This window comes from Dermacoccus sp. CCH2-D9 (assembly GCF_001556795.1).
In the GTDB taxonomy this organism is placed as follows: Bacteria; Actinomycetota; Actinomycetes; order Actinomycetales; family Dermatophilaceae; genus Dermacoccus; species Dermacoccus nishinomiyaensis.
Genome location: NZ_LSJT01000010.1, coordinates 1 through 17,606 on the forward strand (window position 1 = coordinate 1; position 17,606 = coordinate 17,606).

Annotated in this window: 17 protein-coding genes and 2 pseudogenes; 8 read left to right on the top strand and 11 right to left on the bottom strand. The window is 70.0% G+C overall.

The genetic code is table 11. From position 1 onward, the window contains the following. Positions 1–260 precede the first annotated feature (260 nt). Both AX669_RS01065 and AX669_RS01070 read left to right on the top strand, forming a co-directional pair. Entirely contained in the window at positions 261–521 is a 261-nt protein-coding gene (locus AX669_RS01065) for a hypothetical protein (protein ID WP_006945053.1), read from the top strand. A gap of 45 nt (positions 522–566) precedes the next feature. Continuing rightward, positions 567–1,619, top strand: a complete 1,053-nt coding sequence (locus AX669_RS01070; RefSeq protein ID WP_062256059.1) for a nitronate monooxygenase family protein — start codon at positions 567–569, stop codon at positions 1,617–1,619. A gap of 114 nt (positions 1,620–1,733) precedes the next feature. Here AX669_RS01070 and AX669_RS14080 read toward each other — a convergent pair. Beyond that, positions 1,734–2,039: pseudogene (locus AX669_RS14080) on the bottom strand (maltose acetyltransferase domain-containing protein). Between the two features lie 268 nt (positions 2,040–2,307). On the opposite strand from AX669_RS14080, the gene AX669_RS01075 reads away from it, so the two are divergent. Further along, positions 2,308–2,553: a hypothetical protein gene (locus AX669_RS01075; protein WP_006945164.1), complete on the top strand. Its 246-nt coding sequence runs from the start codon at positions 2,308–2,310 to the stop codon at positions 2,551–2,553. Between the two features lie 173 nt (positions 2,554–2,726). Here AX669_RS01075 and AX669_RS01080 read toward each other — a convergent pair whose 3' ends face one another. Beyond that, positions 2,727–3,917, bottom strand: a complete 1,191-nt coding sequence (locus tag AX669_RS01080; RefSeq protein WP_062256061.1) for a copper resistance D family protein — start codon at positions 3,915–3,917, stop codon at positions 2,727–2,729. Between the two features lie 146 nt (positions 3,918–4,063). Continuing rightward, positions 4,064–4,930 carry an ArgP/LysG family DNA-binding transcriptional regulator gene (locus tag AX669_RS01085; protein WP_062256063.1) on the bottom strand — a complete coding sequence of 289 codons (867 nt, stop codon included), beginning with the start codon at positions 4,928–4,930 and terminating at the stop codon, positions 4,064–4,066. A gap of 84 nt (positions 4,931–5,014) precedes the next feature. Here AX669_RS01085 and AX669_RS01090 point away from each other — a divergent pair, with 84 nt between their 5' ends. The 3 genes from AX669_RS01090 (at position 5,015) to AX669_RS01100 (ending at position 8,083) form a co-directional block, all read left to right on the top strand. Next, positions 5,015–5,617, top strand: coding sequence for a LysE/ArgO family amino acid transporter (locus tag AX669_RS01090; protein WP_062256065.1), 603 nt, complete (start codon positions 5,015–5,017; stop codon positions 5,615–5,617). A gap of 120 nt (positions 5,618–5,737) precedes the next feature. Continuing rightward, positions 5,738–6,352, top strand: coding sequence for a hypothetical protein (locus AX669_RS01095; protein ID WP_131941842.1), 615 nt, complete (start codon positions 5,738–5,740; stop codon positions 6,350–6,352). Between the two features lie 141 nt (positions 6,353–6,493). After that, the gene (locus tag AX669_RS01100; RefSeq protein ID WP_062256069.1) at positions 6,494–8,083 is read left to right on the top strand and encodes a peptide MFS transporter; all 1,590 of its coding nucleotides are present in this window, start codon (positions 6,494–6,496) and stop codon (positions 8,081–8,083) included. A gap of 128 nt (positions 8,084–8,211) precedes the next feature. Here the strand turns inward: AX669_RS01100 and AX669_RS14130 are convergent, their stop codons facing one another. From AX669_RS14130 to thiM, 6 genes and pseudogenes are all read right to left on the bottom strand, one after another. Then, positions 8,212–8,355 (bottom strand): low temperature requirement protein A, encoded by a 144-nt coding sequence (locus AX669_RS14130; protein WP_136788643.1) that lies wholly within the window; start codon positions 8,353–8,355, stop codon positions 8,212–8,214. A gap of 168 nt (positions 8,356–8,523) precedes the next feature. After that, positions 8,524–9,318 carry an aldo/keto reductase gene (locus tag AX669_RS01105; protein WP_231729361.1) on the bottom strand — a complete coding sequence of 265 codons (795 nt, stop codon included), beginning with the start codon at positions 9,316–9,318 and terminating at the stop codon, positions 8,524–8,526. A 340-nt stretch (positions 9,319–9,658) separates the two neighbouring features. Beyond that, a pseudogene (locus AX669_RS01110) lies at positions 9,659–9,832 on the bottom strand (transposase); the annotation flags it as partial. 41 nt (positions 9,833–9,873) lie between these two features. Next, positions 9,874–10,692 (bottom strand): bifunctional hydroxymethylpyrimidine kinase/phosphomethylpyrimidine kinase, encoded by an 819-nt coding sequence (gene thiD / locus AX669_RS01115; protein ID WP_062256075.1) that lies wholly within the window; start codon positions 10,690–10,692, stop codon positions 9,874–9,876. Between the two features lie 82 nt (positions 10,693–10,774). Further along, positions 10,775–11,689: a thiamine phosphate synthase gene (locus AX669_RS01120; RefSeq protein ID WP_051806279.1), complete on the bottom strand. Its 915-nt coding sequence runs from the start codon at positions 11,687–11,689 to the stop codon at positions 10,775–10,777. After that, a complete protein-coding gene (gene thiM / locus AX669_RS01125; protein WP_082740427.1) occupies positions 11,689–12,651 on the bottom strand; it encodes a hydroxyethylthiazole kinase in 963 nt (320 codons plus the stop codon). The genes AX669_RS01120 and thiM overlap by 1 nt, the downstream gene beginning before the upstream one ends. A 439-nt stretch (positions 12,652–13,090) precedes the next feature. Between thiM and AX669_RS01130 the strand changes: the two genes are divergently transcribed. Both AX669_RS01130 and AX669_RS01135 read left to right on the top strand, forming a co-directional pair. Then, a complete protein-coding gene (locus tag AX669_RS01130) occupies positions 13,091–13,972 on the top strand; it encodes a Dyp-type peroxidase (protein WP_006945140.1) in 882 nt (293 codons plus the stop codon). A 237-nt stretch (positions 13,973–14,209) separates the two neighbouring features. Next, on the top strand, positions 14,210–14,836 hold the full coding sequence (locus AX669_RS01135; RefSeq protein WP_062256077.1) for a GNAT family N-acetyltransferase: 627 nt from the start codon (positions 14,210–14,212) through the stop codon (positions 14,834–14,836). Between the two features lie 259 nt (positions 14,837–15,095). On the opposite strand, the gene AX669_RS13150 is transcribed toward AX669_RS01135, so the two are convergent. Continuing rightward, positions 15,096–15,983 carry a CPBP family intramembrane glutamic endopeptidase gene (locus tag AX669_RS13150; RefSeq protein ID WP_062256078.1) on the bottom strand — a complete coding sequence of 296 codons (888 nt, stop codon included), beginning with the start codon at positions 15,981–15,983 and terminating at the stop codon, positions 15,096–15,098. Positions 15,984–17,290: 1,307 nt separating this feature from the next. Beyond that, positions 17,291–17,494, bottom strand: coding sequence for a hypothetical protein (locus tag AX669_RS01150; protein ID WP_062256080.1), 204 nt, complete (start codon positions 17,492–17,494; stop codon positions 17,291–17,293). Positions 17,495–17,606: the final 112 nt, after the last annotated feature.

Sequence of the window (17,606 nt, forward strand, 5' to 3'; positions counted from 1 at the left end):
GACGCTGCCGCTGTTCGCCGCCATCGTGACGGCGCTCGCCGCATCAGCCCTCGCGCAACAACATCGCCCGGAATCGAGTCGTCCCTGACGCGTTTTCGGGCAAAGAGCTTTGCCATGCACGGCCGCGCAGGAGGTCAGGACCAATGGCCCCCTCGGGCGCCCACCGTTCGGAGGCCGAACCCCCTAGGCTTGAGGGTGGCAAGTTTCGCGCGACCGCGCGAAACGACGGGGCGCGCTGCGCCCACACTTCTGGAGATGCGATGCGAGACAACACCGGCCTCGGCCTCGGCTACCGATTCGCCTGGCGCCTCGAGTACATCGGCGTCTCGTGCTTCGGCCCGGCCCAGCACATGCCTGCGACCGACCCGAAGCGACGCCTGCGCCGCGAGCGCGCCGCCCGCGTCATCGCCGCGCACGAGGCGCGCGGCACCGAGGCGCCCGAGTGGGTGCGCCAGATCGTCGAGACCGGCGGGGACGCCCCCGTCAAGCAGCGTCGCGCCGACAAGGCACCGGCGGCCTGAGCTCACCCTGACGGGGTTGTCGGTGCCGGATGCAACACTGACGCCATGTTCTCCTTCGAGAGTCTCGAACTCCCTGTGATCGCCGCGCCGATGGCGGGCGGCCCGTCGACGAGTCAGCTCGTCATCGATTCCTCACGCGCCGGCGGGTGGGGCATGCTCGCCGGCGGCAACAAGAACGTCGACGCGTTGGCCGACGAGGTCCGTGACGTTCAGGACGCGGGCGTCGCTGCCGGCGTCAACCTCTTCATCGCGGGCCCGCAGAGCACGGATGCCGCGGCCCTCGCGTCGCTGCGCGCGAAGATGCAGCCCGTGGCCGAGCGTTTCGACGTCGAGCTCGGTGAGCCGACGTGGGACGACGACGACTACGCCGCGAAGGTGGGCTGGCTCGTCGCGCATCCCGTCGACGTCGTGACGTTCACGTTCGGGCTACCGTCCGACGCCGACGTCACCGCGTTGCATGCGGCGGGTTCCTCGCTGGGTGCCACCGTCACGTGCCTCGACGATGCGCGCACCGCCGTCGCGCGGGGCATGGATTTCCTCGTCGTCCAGGGCCCTGACGCGGGCGGTCATCGCAGCACGTTCGACCTGCATGCCGACCCCGCCGTGGCACCCCTGCCCGATCTGCTCGAACAGATCCGCGCGGCCGTCGACGTGCCGCTGCTCGCGGCCGGCGGCATCGCGACGCCCGACGACACCGTCGCGGCGCTCGGCATGGGCGCCGTTGCAGTGCAGGCGGGTACGGCGTTCCTGCGCTCGTCGTCGGCAGGTTCGTCGGCGACGCATCGTGCGGCGCTCGCCTCGGACGACTTCACCGATACGGGTCTGACGCGCGCCTTCTCGGGGCGGTTCGCGCGCGGTCTCGTCAACGAGTTCATGTCGATGTTCGACGGCGTCGAGAACGTCTCGCCGTCGGCCTACCCGGAGGTCAACCGGATGCTCGCGCCGCTGCGTCGCGCCGCCGCCGAGGCGGGCGACCCGCAGTGGACGCACCTGTGGGCCGGGGCCGGGTGGCGTCGCACGGCGTCCGCGATGCCGGGCCGCATGATCGACGGTGACGCCGGCCGCATCACACGCTGGCTCGCGGGCCGCGAGGGCTGACGCGCCGTCAGATCTCGCGGACGACGCGCGCGGGGTTGCCGACGGCGACGACGTTCGCGGGCAGGCCCTTCGTCACGATCGAGCCGGCACCGACGACGGTGTTCGCGCCGATCGTCACCTCGGCAACGTCGAGGCAGATGAAGCCGAAGTTCGCGAACGTGCGCGCCCCGATCGCCGTGCGGTAGCCGTAGTCGACCTGCAGCGGCGGTCGGATCTCACTGTCGTCCCCGAGGCTCCGAACAGTTCGCGCAACAGGGCGCGTCGCTCTTCGTACGCCGTCGGGTCGATCGTGTTGATCCGATGCGTGAAGCGCTACGCGCGATCCGATTCGGCGGCGAGCTGCGGATCGTCGGCGAGGTACAGGTCGCCGGCCAGCATGCGTTCGCGCATGGAGCGCTCGTCGGGGTGCGAGTTCGTCATGGCCTCGACGCTAGCGGACGGCGGCGCGGAGTAGACCTCGGCTCGGTTGGGGCTCGCGTTCCTCTCGGTAGATCTTCAGGACGGCCGGGGTCGCGGGCCAGGCATTGATCAGGTGCAGATCACCACCGTCATCCCGATAGGCGATGACGGTCAAGACCCGGCCCGCCGACGGGGAGTACCCGATGGACCGGGTCGAACTACTCACCCCGCGGGCCCGTCTGAGTGCTGTACTGACGACGGCCGCAGCCGGCGGCCCTCGATGACAGGGGTGACAGGCATCATGGCGTTCTTCCGCGCAGGGTTCTTCCGCACAATCGGCGTCAGCGTCGTTCTCGCCGCGGGGCTCGCAGCCGTTTCGGCGTGCAATCCGATCGACGAGAAGGTTTGCTCGAGCGGCTCCTACCCCGTCAAGGACAAGGGAGACGGGCCCGGGCAGACGTGCGTCAAAAGCGGCGATCCGATCCCGTCCGGATACACGACCTACGCACCCGGGCAGACGCCGACGACGCCGTGAACTGCGCGGCTCGGCGATCCGTGCCGTGCTGAGACAGCATCCAGGCCGCCCGTGATCGCCACACTCCGTCATCGCGCCTGCGAGCCTCCGTCGCTTGCAGACATGGAACGACCGCACCCGATCAGAGAAGGTGGCAACCTTTGGGTGCGGTCGCTCGGCGTGTGCGGTACGGATCAGCTCGTGGCGGCCACCCCCTCCCCCGTCAGGTCGCGGCGGCCGAGGCCGTCCGACGCCTTCGCCGTGGCGTAGAACGACGCTGCAAGGGTGGCGACGAGCAGCAGACCGGCGCTGAAGAGACGGCCGTCCATGACGGGCCCCTCGATCTCGTGGCCGGCAGCCTGCGCCCGCGCCGAACCGTTGAGGAACGGCACGATCGCGAGGACGCCGATGCCGAGGACGACCTCCGTCAGCACGACGCGCGGAAACGTCACGAGGACGTACGTGAACACGTTGCTGCCGCGCCCCGCCCGCTGCGCGCGGGCGATCTTCGGCATGAGGACGAGCTGGTTGTACGCCCCGGCGGCGACGAGACCGACGACGAGGACGATCTTCGCGAGCAGGAAGCGCCCGAACGGCGTCGTCACGAACTGCTCCCACGCCCCGACCTCGCGGTACGTCAGCCACGCCCCGGAGACGAGCACCATGCCGACGGCAACGAGCGCGAGCACGCCGAACCGCGCCCAGATTCGTGCCCACACGTCACCGGCGCTGACGTCGAGATGGCGTCGCGTGCGAGCCAGCAGCGCGAGCGCGATGAGCCCGCCGACCCAGAGCGAGCCCCCGATGATGTGCGCCTGAATGAGCATCTTGGCGACGACGTCGCCGAACTCGACGGCCTTCGTCGGGATCGACGGCACCAGCGAGGCGGCGACCGTCAGCCCTGCGGCGGCGACGGCGGCGGCGTGCGACCAGCGCGGCATCCGGCCGAACAGCATCGGCAGCAGGACGAGCGCCGCAAGCACGATGCAGACGTTGGCGACGGTCACGAGCGCACCGGTCGAGATCCACTCGCCGGCCTTGGCGGGCTTCGTCAGGTAATCGGCGACGGCCGACGGGCGCAGCGCGTCGGCGTACGCCATCCCCTTGCCGGCCCGCGCGACACGGGCTGCGAGCTGGAACCAGGCGACGACGAGCAGGACGATCGTGCCGACGGCTGCGAGACGCAGCGCACGACGCGTCAGGAGCGCCGCGTCATCGGGGTTCACCGTCGTGTCGCGTCGGACGGCGGGCCGGACGACACTCAGGTACGTCCAGAGGCCGCCGATGGCGCAGGCCAGGCCCATGAAATAGGCGAACTTCGTGAGGATCCGCCACACCGGCGGGATGACATCGGGGAGGGCCGTAGCCGTGACAACCATGCTCATAGTGAGGTGAGCCTAACCTTACTCAGAATGCTGGTGTCGATCTGGCCCACATGAAATGACGAAAATCCGTCCGGCGGTCCGTCATCGCTCCTGCCGCGACATCCCCGAAGCGCACCAGGACGCACGAATGGGGCGCCCGCCAGCGATCACCGCAACCGATGCGCCGCGGACGTCACCTCATCCGTCAGCCGCGCGAGCGCGCGAGTCTCGAGGCGCCAGCACTGCCAGAACAGGGGCACGTCGAGGTCGCCGACGCCCGGCACGCGCATGAGGTGATCGTCCCCGCCCGCGAGCCCCTCCGGCACCATGCCCCACCCGAGGCCGGCCCGCACCGCGGCCGCGAAACCCTCGGCGGACGGGACGACATGCTCGACGCGCGGCTCGAGGCCGACATCGGCGAGGATGCGCCGCTGCAGGTCGTCGCGGTCGTTGAAGCGCAGCGTCGGCAGCTCGGCAAGGCGCCCCGAACAGCGCTCCCACAGGTCGCGACGCACGAGCGGTACGTAGCGCATGACGCCCAGCTCGCTGACCGAACATCCTTGCACCGCAGCAGAACTCGCCGTCACCGCACCCAGGACGGCACCCTCGCGCAGCAGCCGCGCCGAGTGATCCTGATCCTCGACGAAGACCCGCAGCCGCGCGTCACCCCACTCGGCCACCGTGGTGAGCACCTCGACGAACCATGTCGCGAGCGAGTCAGCGTTGACGGCGACCGGCAGGTCGACGACGTCACCCGGCAGCGTCCGGCCCGGCGCCGCCGAACCGAGCGCGCGCTGCAACTCGGCGTCGACGAGAGCCCGCTGCCGCGCTCCGCGCAGCAGGACCTCCCCGACGGCGGTGGCGCGCACGGGCGAGGTGCGCGCGAGGACGACCTGCCCGACTGCCTGTTCGAGCGCCTTGATGCGCTGCGAGATCGCCGACGGCGATACCCGCAGCGCGGCCGACGCCCCGTCGAACGTCCCCTCGTCGACGCAGGCCAGGAGCGCCTCGAGCCACTCGCCACGCAGTTTCATGGGGCCATCCTAGTGAAGCAGCACTGAAGTACCTTCAGTTTCATGAACTGTCCTTCATCCACGCACACCCCTAACGTCACTGCCATGACGCACCTGCTCACCGGTTTCCTCACCGGCCTCGGCCTCATCGTCGCCATCGGATCGCAGAACGCCTTCGTCCTGCGTCAGGGGTTGCTGCGTCACCACGTCGGGCTAGTCGTCGCCATCTGCGCACTCGGCGACATCGTCCTCGAACTCGCCGGCGTGCTCGGCATGGGTGCCGTCGTCTCCGCGCATCCGGACGCGCTGCGCGTCATCAAGTGGCTGGGTGCGGCCTATCTCGTCTGGTTCGGGCTCAACTCGTTCAAGAACGCGCGCCACGCGGGCAGCCTCAGCCCTGCCGACGCGCCCCCGATGAGCCGGCGTGCGGCCGCCGCCACCGTCGCGGGCCTGACGTTCCTCAACCCGCATGTCTATCTCGACACGGTCGTCATGCTCGGTACCGTCGCGAACTCCCATGGCGCGCAAGGGCGCTGGTGGTTCTACGTCGGGTCGATCAGCGCGAGCGTGCTGTGGTTCGTCGCGCTCGGGCTCGGAGCGCGTCTGCTGACGCCCCTCGTCCGCAACGCCCGCACCTGGCAGGTCATCGACACGGTCGTCGGCGTCATGATGTTCGTCTTCGCGGCACTGCTCGTGACGTCGTCCTGACCGCCCCACCGCGCCGCACGAGCGTCCGAAGGCGCCGAAGAATAGCCCTTCGTATCAAGATCCCGGCGCGATGCGAGCACCGGACTAGGTAGAAGCCCGTTCATCTGTCACGCTTGTGCCGTGACTTTCTCTGTGTGGTTCGACGGCGACGAAACCCTGTGGGACAGGCGGGGCTACATGCTCACCGGCCTCCTCGACGAACCCTGCCACGTCGACGACGACACGCGCGCGCCCGAGCTGTTCCCCGACGTCCTGCCCGCCATGGTCGACCTGGCCGAGCGCGGCAGCGTCAACCTCATCGACTACGCACCCATGCCCGCCGGCCATGAGCACGTCCTGCCCCCGTTCGCCGCCCACGTCGACGCGCCCGGAGCACCGTCGGACCTGCCGCCCGAGCTGCACGACACCGAAGCCGACCTCAACTGGCTCGCCACGTTCGAGCGCATCGACGCCGTCATCGCCGAGAGCGGCTCCGCCCCCGACGACGTCGTGCTCATCAGCAACACCGTCGGACCCTTCGCGAAGGCGGCCGAGCGCGGCTGGCTGACGGTGTGGCTCAACCGCGACCGCGTCGCCAACCTCTCGGAGACGATGCCCAGCGCCGAGATCCACTCGCTGCTCGACCTGCCCGAGGCCCTCGACGCCATCGACGAGGCACGCGCCATCATCGCGGGGCTCATGCCGAGCAGCGAGGCGACCCTCGCGACGGCGCTCGACGGCGTCACCCCCGCCTGAGGCGACGGGGCACAAGAACACCACGCGCCAGGGTGTTTCGCTCACAAAAACACCCGTTGACTACAGTTGATGGCCGCATCGATCGGTGCGGCCATTGCCGTCCCCGCGCACTGGTGACCGCCTACCGAAGGACGACCCAGCATGGTCGACTCCCCCGCCAGCCACGGCGCGTCATCCGCGACGCCTGAGCCCGGCGCTGCGAACTCGCCCGACGTCGACGCACCGCGCGTCGCCCTCTCCGGTGGCCGCACCCGGCCGTCGCTCGACGACCGCGGTTTCCTCGGCCACCCCTCCGGCCTGGGCACGCTGTTCAACGCCGAACTGTGGGAACGCTTCAGCTACTACGGCATGCGCGCCATCCTCGCGTACTACCTCTACACGGCCGTCAGCGACGGTGGGCTCGGCATCGACCAGCCGACAGCCCTGTCGATCGTCGCGACGTACGGTGCGTCGGTCTACCTGCTCAGCGTCGTCGGCGCGTGGCTCGCCGACCGCGTCATCGGCGCCTTCCGCGCGACGCTGTACGGCGCCGTCATCATCATGCTCGGCCACGTCTTCCTCGCGATGCCGATCGCGGCGATGTCGTGGGTCGGCATCGCCACCGTCGCGCTCGGAACGGGTCTGCAGAAGGCATCCATCTCGGCGGTCGTCGGGCAGCTGTACGACCGCGAGGACGGCCGTCGCGACGCCGGTTTCTCGATCTTCTACATGTCGGTGAACATCGGCTCGTTCTGCGCGCCGTTCGTCGTGACGTTCCTCAAGGACCGGTGGGGTTTCCACGCCGGATTCTCCGCCGCGGCTGTCGGCATGGCCTTCGGGTTGATCGGCCTGTTCGTGTTCCGCAAGCACCTGCACGGCGCAGGAACGAACCCGACGAGCCCGCTCACCGCGGCCGAACGCGGCACCGTCATGCGACGCGTGGGGCTCGGCGTCGTCGGCGTCGCGGCCGTCGCCGCGATCTGCTTCGCCCTGTCGGGCACGACCGCGGACGGCGTCATCAACACCGTCACGGTGATGTCCGTCATCGCCGCGGTCGGCATGTTCGCGATGATGTTCAAGAGCCCCAAGGTGAGCGCCGCCGAACGCCGCCACCTGCAGGCGTACGTGCCGTTGTGGATCGGCGCCGCGCTGTTCTGGATGATCTTCGAGCAGGCCGCGAGCAAGATGGCCGCGTTCGCCGCCGAGCGCACCGACCTCGGCTCGATCTTCGGCATCAAGGTGAACGCCGAGTTCTTCCAGAGCGTCAACCCGCTGTTCGTCGTGGCCCTCGCGCCCGTCTTCGCCGCGATCTGGCTGCGCCGCGCCGGCAAGTTCCCGAGCACCGGCGCGAAGTTCGCGTTCGGCGTGCTCATGGCCGGCCTGTCGTTCGTGCTGCTCGCGTTCTACTCGCACCTGTGGCCGCACGGCCCGACGGCGCCGATGTGGGCGCTCGCGAGCGTCTTCGTCGTACAGACGATCGGCGAACTGTGCCTGTCGCCCGTCGGCATCTCCGCGACGACGAAGCTCGCACCCGCCGCGTTCACGACCCAGGCGATGGCGCTGTGGTACCTCACGTCCGCCGTCGGCCAGTCGGCCGCCGCGCAGGCCATCCGTCTCATGGAGGGCCTCAGCGACACGACGTTCTTCCTGACGCTCGGCCTCATCACCGCCGGCTTCTCGCTCGTCCTCATGGCCCTCGTGCCGTGGATCGGGCGCCACATGCGCGACGTCGAAGCCGTCAAGACGGCGTGAACAATGCGTCGTGACGACGCGCTGAGCTGACGCCTCATTGAGGTGACGCCGCGAGACGCGCAGGAGGGGCAGGTGGATGTCCACCTGCCTTTCCTGCAAGTTACGTCCACATCTGCGAATCTGGCTCTTCAGAGTTGAGTGTGGGCGCGCCGGTTGGGTCGGGTAGCTGGGGAAAGGTGGGGACGCCACGAAACGTCGTCCCGCACCAGCCGGGTCAGCTGCGCCAGGGCGTACACGAACACCAGGTCGAAGAACAGCTCTAGGTTGCCCACCTACCCGCTGCCGCTGTCCCGCGCGGCGGCCTCGCTGCCCGGCTCAGAGTTCTCTGACATCCGCGAAATCATCCCCTTTCAAGCCCGGCAACTCCCACCCTCACCGACGGTGCTGCCGCGCTGTCCGGAGCGCTGCCCGGACTGACCGGGCTGCGCGCCTGGGCAGGATCACAGCATTTCTAGTGGTCGCGGTCCGCTCGGCGGCGGAAACGCTCGATCCAGAGCATCCAGGTCTTCGCGGGTCAGCTCCACGTCCAGTGCTGTGGCGTTGTCGCGCACATGCTGCGGACTGCTCGCCTTGGGGATCGTGCAGAGCGAGTCGCGGCGCAGCACCCAGGCGATGGCCGCCGCCGCGGGGCTGACGCCGTGACGGGCCGCGACGTCGTTCAGCGTCGCGTCCTGAAGGATGCGGCCCTGCTCGATCGGCGAGTACGCCATGACCGGCAGCTGGTGGTCGGTGCACCACGGCAGCAGGTCGTACTCCGGTCCTCGCCGCGACAGGTTGTACAGCACCTGATCCGTGGCCAGCCCGCTGCTGCCCGGCACGTCCCGCAGGTCGGCGAGGGCCCGGTGGTCGAAGTTGCTGACGCCCCAGTATCGGATTTTCCCGTCCTCGACGAGCTGTTGGAAGGCCGCGACCGTGTCCTGCAGCGGGTACCCGCCCTGCCAGTGCAGCAGGTAGAGGTCGATCCGATCGGTGCCCAGGCGTTTCAAGCTGCGTTCGCAGGCCGCGATCGTGCCGGAACGGGAGGCGTGGGACGGCATGACCTTGCTGACCACGAACGCCTCGTCGCGGCGACCCGCCAATGCTTCACCGAGCACCTCCTCCGCGCCGCCGTCGGCGTACATCTCGGCGGTGTCGACCAGCGTCATGCCCAGCTCGAGGCCGGCGTGCAGCGCGGCGACCTCGTCGCTGCGGCGGCCGGGGTCCTCACCCCAGCCCCAGGTGCCCTGGCCCAGCACAGGGATGAACTCCCGGCTCGGCAGCGTTATTCGCCGCATCCGCGATCACTTCCCTTCTGGTTGTGCTGAGGTGGGACGTGGGCTGAGATCCTCGAAGGGCCAGCGCGTCCCCGGCCAGTGCTTGCGGTACCGAGGTGCCGGGTGTCGAGCCGGTCATTAGCCCCGCCTGCGCCATGTGGCGTACCGGGCTGCTCACGAGCGGTTTCCGGCGCCGGTGGGCTGGTCGGCCTGACTGAACAGTACCGGAATGGCGGAACAGAAGGCCCGGAAGTCATCGGGTGAGCGGCTGGTGACCAGGTTCCCGTCTCGGGCCACCCCCATGGTCCACCACGTTCGCCCGGTCGAGGCCGCGGTGGCGGTAGTCGTTGCGTTGCACCACTCGTCCGGTGCTGGGCTGGCGGTATTCGGCGCCGACCACCGCGTCAGCGTCCGCGAAGAGGAGGGCGTTGAGCATGGTCTGCAACAGGCTGCGCATCATGTCCGGCGAGGCCTCGGTGAGCAGCTCGCGAAGAATCGCAGATGGGTACGGTGCTCTGACAGCTGCCGACCGTCACGTCACCACCAGGCGTGGAAGTGGTGGACGGGGCCGTGGCCGTCGCCCCGCCCGACGTCGAGGTCGCCACTCGCAGCGAGCGCCTCCGTCACGTAATCCTTGGCCTCCCGCGTCGCCTGCGCCCACGAATCGCGTTGCTGCCGGAGTGCCGTCATCGCCGCCGACAGGGTGCATCCGGTGCCGTGCGTGTTGCGCGTGTCGATGCGCGGCGCGCTCAACCGGGCGGGCTCGTCGCTCTCGGCGGGGACGAGGAGGACGTCGTCGCTCTTCGCGCCGCCGCCATGGCCGCCCTTGAGCAGCACACCAGACCCGAGGGTGACGAGGGCGCGCGCGACGTCATCGCTCGCCTCGCGTGGCGTGTCGTCGAGATCGAGCAGGACGGCGGCCTCCGCGAGGTTCGGCGTGATGACGTCGACCTCCGGCACGAGACGCTCGCGCAGAGCGGTCACGGCGTCCTCGTCGATGAGCCGGTCACCGCTCGAGGCGACCATGACAGGGTCGAGAACGCGCGGCACCCCGCGCAGCGCCGGGTGGTCGGCGAGCACGTCAGCGACGGTCTCGATGACGGCCGCCGAACCCAGCATGCCGATCTTCAGCGCGTCGATGCGGACGTCGTCCGCCAGGTTCTCGAGCTGCGTGCGTACCTGCTGCGGCGTCATCTGCGTCACCGCCGCGACGCCCCGCGTGTTCTGCGCGACGACGGCCGTCACAACAGCGCACCCATGCGTGCGCAGGGCGCCGAAAGCCTTGAGATCAGCCATGATTCCCGCACCGCCGCTGGGGTCGGTGCCGGCGATCGTCAGGACGTTGGGGATGCTCATGTCAGAGCCTCTCGGCTCGCGTCAGCGGAACGTGGTCGCGCCCACCGGCCGCAGCAGCCCTGGGGCACCCCTCGCCGGGGTGTCATGCCGGGCCCGCGTGGTCGGGCCGCTCGAGCTCGAGTGCGCCTCGGCCGCCGTCGACCGGGCGGACTTCGGCGAGAGCCTCGTCGAGTTCGCTCCGCAGCGCCTGGGTAGCGGCGAGCGGATCGGGCTGCCCGCAGATCGCCGACACGACGGCGACGCCCTGCGCGCCGGCGGCCACGAGCGCGCGCAGGTCCGGCAGCTTCACCCCGCCGATGACGACGTTGGCGAACCCGCCGGCCCGTGCCGCGTCCGTGATGGCGCCGACGCCGTCAAGCCCGAGCGGTTGCGCTGCGTCCGGCTTCGTCGGCGTCGCACGGAACGGCCCGATGCCCAGCAGGTCGACGGTGCCGCGCGGCAACCTCGTTGCAGCAGCGACCTGTTCGAGGTTCGACACCGACCAGCCGAGGTGGAAGCCCTCACCGACGACACGGTCGGCGAGGCGCCGCGCCACGACAGGATCGAGGTCACTCTGGCCGAGGTGCACGCCATCAGCCCCGACGGCGAGCGCCACGTCGAGACGGTCGTCGACGACGACGCGGACGCGCCGTGCCGTCGTCGAGGACGAGATCGGGGTCGCCGCCGCAGCCATCTGCTGGCCGGCACCCGTGGGCGAGTCTCGCTCGACGCGGGGGGCGGGGCACTCTTCGTCATGTAGGCCAGCCGATCGGCCACCAGCGGCCCGCGGCGTCGGCGTCTGCGCGACGGCGGGATGCGCACCCAAGGCCGCAACGGCGTCGATGACCCGCGTTGTGAGAGAGCACAATTCGCGGGTCGAAGCGTCGTGGTCGCGGATCTGGATCATGTCGACACCACCGCGCGCAGCAGCCTCGGCCGTCTCGACGACACCGTCGGGCCCGCCACACAGCGCCGTATCGGTGACGAGGTACAGCTCGACGCCGCGCCCGTCCGACATCACGACGCCACTCGCAGATCGAGCGTCGCTGCGACGCTATCGCCCTCGAGGCGCGCCAGGGCGTCGAGGAGTTCGACCGCGAACGAACCCGGGCCGCTCGCCCAGTGCGCGGCGTCCTCGGCGGCGAGCGTCATCGTCGCGGTCGCGGCGGCGGCAGCGAGCTGCGCCGAACCGGCGACCGGTAGGTAGGCCGCGACGAGCGCTCCGAGCGCGCACCCGACGCCCGTCACCTTCGTCATGATGGCGTCGCCGTTGCCGATGCGCACCGTCGGCACGCCCGGCGCGACGACGGCATCGACGACACCGCTGACGGCGACCGCCCCGCCCGTGCGCTCCGCGAGTCGCGACGCTGCCGCGAGCGCCGCGTCGACGTCGTCACCGGCGTCGACCCCGCGTCCCGCACCCTGTTCGCCGGCCAACCCGAGCACCTCGGAGGCATTGCCGCGGGTGACGGCCGGGGCGTGTTCGAGCAGGTCGCGAGCGAGCTGAGTGCGCACCGGCAGGGTGCCGACCGCGACCGGGTCGAGGCACCACGGGCGCCCCGCCTCGGCGCGCGCGGCAGCCGTCGAGCGCATCGCCTCGGCTGTCGCCGCCGTCACGGTGCCGACGTTGACGAGCAACCCGTCCGCGATACCGGCGAAGATCGGGCCCTCCTCGAGCGAGTCGACCATGGCCGGCGACGCTCCGACAGCGAGCAGCACGTTCGCCGTGAAACCGGTGACGACGGCGTTCGTCATGCACTGCGTGAGCGGTGCGGCGTCACGAACGGCGTCGATGACGCGCCCGATCGCTTCGGGGGTGATGGCGAGCGCCTGAGCTGACGCGTCCGTGCCCGCCTCGTGCGCCGCGTCGGGGGACTGTGCGTCGGGGCGGCTCCTGTCGCCGCCTCTCTGGCTGGCGCTGCGTGTCGCGTCGCTCGACGCGCCTGGGGTGTGGTCGGGCTCGTTCGTGGGCGCAGTCATCGTGCGTCTCCTTCCTCCGCCGGCATGATCCGGATCAGGTGTAGGCACCCTCGTGAAGAGGATGCTGGCGGTCGGCTTGCGCCTCTCAGCCGTGATGGCTCCCGCGGGACGACCCCAGCTTCGCAGATGACGTACCCCGCGTGGGCGTCGTGTCCCACGGACGCAGGTGCGGAACGTCGATGGCGTGTGGACGTGTTCGCCCGGCCAGCCCCACCGCCGTACCCGTACCTCCCCCTCGCGCGTCACGACGCCGAGCGAGAAACCCACCGCGCCCATCACAGTCCGTCGCGCAGCACGCGTCAGCACCGACGAGCCCGTCGCGTCATCACCCCAGGAAGTTCGCGTTGGGGCCTGGCGGCAACGGTCACCGGCGCCGCCCCCCACGGGCGGGTCACGTAGCCTGGTGGCAGATCAGCCACCCGCGCGCGAGGAGTCAGACATGCCCCAGGCCCAGATCGGCATCTTCGTCGATGGTGCGACGTCGAGCGAGTACGTCGAGTTCGAGGTCGAGCCCGGCTCGCTGACGAAGCTGTCGCAGCTGCTGCCGCTGTTCGAGGCCGAGCAGGACGACGTGGGCGTCAACTTCGTCGTCGGCGTGCGGCCGTCGCTGATGCAGCAGATCGCCGCCGATCACGCCCCCGAGAACGTTCACGACTTCGACACCGACGTCGTCGGAACTGACGGCTACGTCATCCCCGGTACGCAGCGCGACCTCGTCTTCTGGGTGTTCGGCGGCGCGCGCGACAAGGTGTTCGACGCGACGCGTCACCTCATCTCGTTGACGCGCCAGGTCGTGCCCGGCACACGCGTCGTGGACGAGACGGAGGGCTGGGTCTACCAGACGAACCGCGACCTCACCGGTTTCATCGACGGCACCGAGAACCCGACGACGATCGAGCAGTACGACGAGGCCATCGTCGCCGACGGCAAGCCGGGCGCCGGCTCGAGCGTGCTGCTGCTGCAGAAGTGGCCGCACAAGCAGGCGAAGTGGGAGGCCCTCTCCACCGAGGAGCAGGAGAAGGTCATCGGCCGCTCCAAGGTCGACTCGATCGAGATGGACCCCAAGCCCGAGACGTCGCACGCCGAACGCACCGACCAGGACGACTTCGGCCACATCGTGCGCCGCAACATGCCGTTCGGTGACGTCGGCGAGCACGGCACGATGTTCGTCGGCTTCGCGTGCGAGCAGAAGCGCCTGCACGACATGCTCGAATCGATGGCCGGCGTCGGTGACCACCCGCGCGACGAACTGACGAAGTACTCGAACGCCGAGACCGGCTCGTACTACGTCATCCCGCCGGTCGACGCGTTCAAGGGCTGACGGCGAGCCCTCATCGTCGCGCCCGAGAGCGGGCGGCTGATCGAAGACGGGCGCAAGATGGCGACTAACTCACGAGTAGGCACACAACTACGCGCCTACTCGTGAGTTACCCTCCACGCTGCAACCTGCAGCAGGCCCTGATCTGCGAACCCGACGCGCGGGGTATCCCGGCACCCCTGGCAGACCCCACCCGAAATCCGCGCGACACGGTACGTCGAACGCACCTACGCTCGGACGATGACGAACCCCGCCGACCTCGAACCGATCCCGGTGCCGCGCCTCGAGCGTGACGGTGTGGTGCTGCGCGCCCACACGATCGACGACGCCGACGAGGTGACGCGACGTGGCGCCGACCCGCTCGTCCAGCGGTGGACGACGACGCCCGCGAACTACACGCGCGACATGGCGCTCGAGTTCGTCACGCGCATGACGGGGCCGAGCCGCGACGCGATCTGGTGGGCCATCGAGGTCGACGGCCGCATGGCAGGTTCGATCGACCTGACGACGTGGGGGCGCGGTTTCTCCTACGGCGCGGCGAGCGTCGGTTTCGCGCTCAGCCCCTGGGCGCGCGGGCGGGGCGTGATGACGCGCGCCGTGGCGGCGGCTGTCGAGTATGGCTTTGACTCGCTGGGCCTCGACACCATCATCTGGGAGGCGTACGCGGGCAACGTCGGCAGCTGGAGAGCAGCCTGGGGCAACGGCTTCCACGAGTTCAGCTACATCTCCAGCCTGCTCGTGGGCAAGGACCGCCTCGAGGACGCCTGGCACGCCGTCCTTCGGGCCGACGAACCGCGTGAGCCGCAGGGCGATTGGCACCTGGCGATCGAGAACTCCACCACGCCTCGACACCAGCGAGGCCTCTGAAGGGCCAGCCCCGCCCCCGCCAGGCGCGGCCTGCTCCCCGACGTGACACACCTGCGATTTTCGTCCACATTCGGCATTCGCCAGTGCCCGACGACGATCGCAGCGTCGCGCCCGCCGGGCGTCATGGCTATCGGGCGAGCTCACCGGCACGTCACGCGGAGACGAAAGCGCCGATGACGTCGCGCACCTGCCGCCCCGCGACGAACAACCGCGGCGAATGTGGACGAAAATCGCAGATGCGGACGCGTATCGCAGCTGGTCACAACCAGCGGCCGACCTGTTCGTGCTGCGGGCCGGGGAGACGTCGGACGGGGGTCTTCCAGTCGACGCCGTACTGCTTGCCGACCCACCACCACAGCCACGCCGTGATGCCGAAGATCAGCGGCAGCGAGAACAGCAGCGCAGCAGGGTTGACGGCGCCCTGCTCGAGCGAGTTCGGCGTCAGTGGCGCGAGCAAGAACGACATCGTGTTGTTCGCCGCATGCACGAGGATCGCCAGTTCGAGGCCGCCGGAGCGCCACACCAGCGCTCCCATGCACAACGCGAAGCAGGCGATGTCGATCTGGCCGACCCAGTCATACCCGTGGCCGAGCATGAACAGCGGCACGGGCAGGATGATGCCCCACAGCGGCGACTTCAGCCACGTCCCGAGCGCCTGCTGCGGCATGCCGCGAAACAGGTACTCCTCGCCCGCGCACTGCAACGGCGTCAGCACGAGGATGATGACGTACGACGCGACGAGTGACGCCGAGAGAGGCGGCACCGTCAGTTCGTCGCGGCCGAACAGCAGGGGCGGCACGAGGATCACGAGGGCATAGATCGGCACGACGACGCGCGCCGCACGCCGCAGCAGACCCCAGCGGAATCGCCCGAACACCGAGTGGATCGACCCGCGACGCCCGGCGCCCCACCACGACGCGAGCACGACGATGGGGACGAGCGCCGCGAGCGGACCGAGCATCGCCATCAGGTCGGCCGGGTTGCCACCGTCCTCGAGGCTCTCGCTCGCAGCGGGCAGGCCGAGGCCCTCCCATGCGAGCGCGACGACGCCCAGCGCGATCATCATGACGATCGTGACACCGAACGCCACACCCAGCGTCGCGAAAGGACGCCACCATTGCGCGACGCGCCAGTCGATGCGTGCCATGCGGTGATACGGCAACGGCTTCGGTTCCTCGAACGCCCACGCCGGGGGTGGCTTGCGCGGACCGGCTTGCGCTGCAACGGGATACGCAGCGCCGGGCGACGCCGGCGCCAACAACACCCCAGGCGGATACTGAGGCTGCGGAGCTGACGGCTGGGACCAACTAGCCGGCGCAGGCGCACCCGAAGCTGCGGGCCGGGGAGCTGACGGCGGGGGCCACCCGCCAGGGGCAAGCGCTCCAGCCTCGGGGGCCCCTGGCGCCGGGGGAGGCGACCCCATCGATCCTGTGGGCGGCAGTGACCAACCGTGCGGCATGGGTGCGCCTTCGTGCCATGCGTTGGGCTGCTGCCCCGTCGGTGCCGCGGCGTCGCTCGCGGAAGCTGCCGACGTGTGCGCCCGGGAATCCGGCGCGGGCGAACCCGGAACCGACGCCGGGGTCTCGCGCGGTCGCGGGGGAACGTAGCGCCAGGCGTCGTCGTCCGGATGGGTGCGTTCGTCGGTCACGACGCCTACTGTGTCACGCGTCGATGAGGGTGCGCTGAGCACCATGACACGACGCGGTGAGCCGGCGCTCGGCCTTACGACATGAGATGGCAGGGGTCGTGCGGTGTCGCCGTATGGCTCGGGCGACCCGTCCGCCGCCGTTCACACGCTGCACACCGTCTTCTGAGCACAGCCGATCGATGACGGCCTGCGCCACGACGCCGGCGAATGCGGCGCCCATGAACACGAGAAGCGCGCCGTCTGGCCACGCGTCGACAGCGCGCCGGAGCCACCCGGAACAGCCACGCGACCTGCCGGCAGCGCCCAGGAACACGAGAAGCGCGCCGTCCGGCCACGCGTCGTCAACGCGACGGGGCCATTCCCGGGAGCCCTGTCGGCGGTGCCCGTCAACAACGCGGACAGCGCGACGGTGGGCCACCCGTCATGCAAGCCCGCCGTCGGACGATCTGGTCGTGCGCAGCGAGCGACTGCTTTCTGACGCCGCACCACCCCCCGTCACCTCGTCCGACGGCTAACAGAGACGGCGCACCTTGAGACACCCGGCCCCACCTGCGAATCTCGTCCACATTCGCAATGTCCGTCCACCTTCGCGAACCGCGTCCCCATGTGCGGTCCTCTGTCACATCGGCGATCTTCGTCCACGTTCGCGTCGTCGGCCCCCGTCACGGATGTGGACGAAAATCGCAGATGGGTACAGACCGGCGGCGCCAAGAAGACGAGCGTAGGGGGACACGCCCCGGCGGCCGAGCCGGCCACGCCAGGCCGATTTCACCGCGCGGACGACACCCGGCGGGCGGCGCCGAACGTCAGCCCTGCGAACCGCGCCACAGGCGCATGGCGACGACGAGCGCCCCGACGAGCGCCGCAGCCATGAGGCACACCGCGACGGGGTGGGCGCCGGTGCTCGCCATGCGGATCAGGACGACGGCCATGACGGCCAGCGAGATGCCGACGACGAGCGTCACGATGAGTCGTTCCGCGAGTGAGATCTTGCGGTGTTCGTGGTTCATCGTGCACCTTTCACCTGCTGACCTCGCGTTCGGCCGAACGCCCCCGAGGCCCTGCGCGCCGACCCCACCGCCACCCGCCCCGCGAAAGCACCGCCGGCTCCGGTCATGGCGG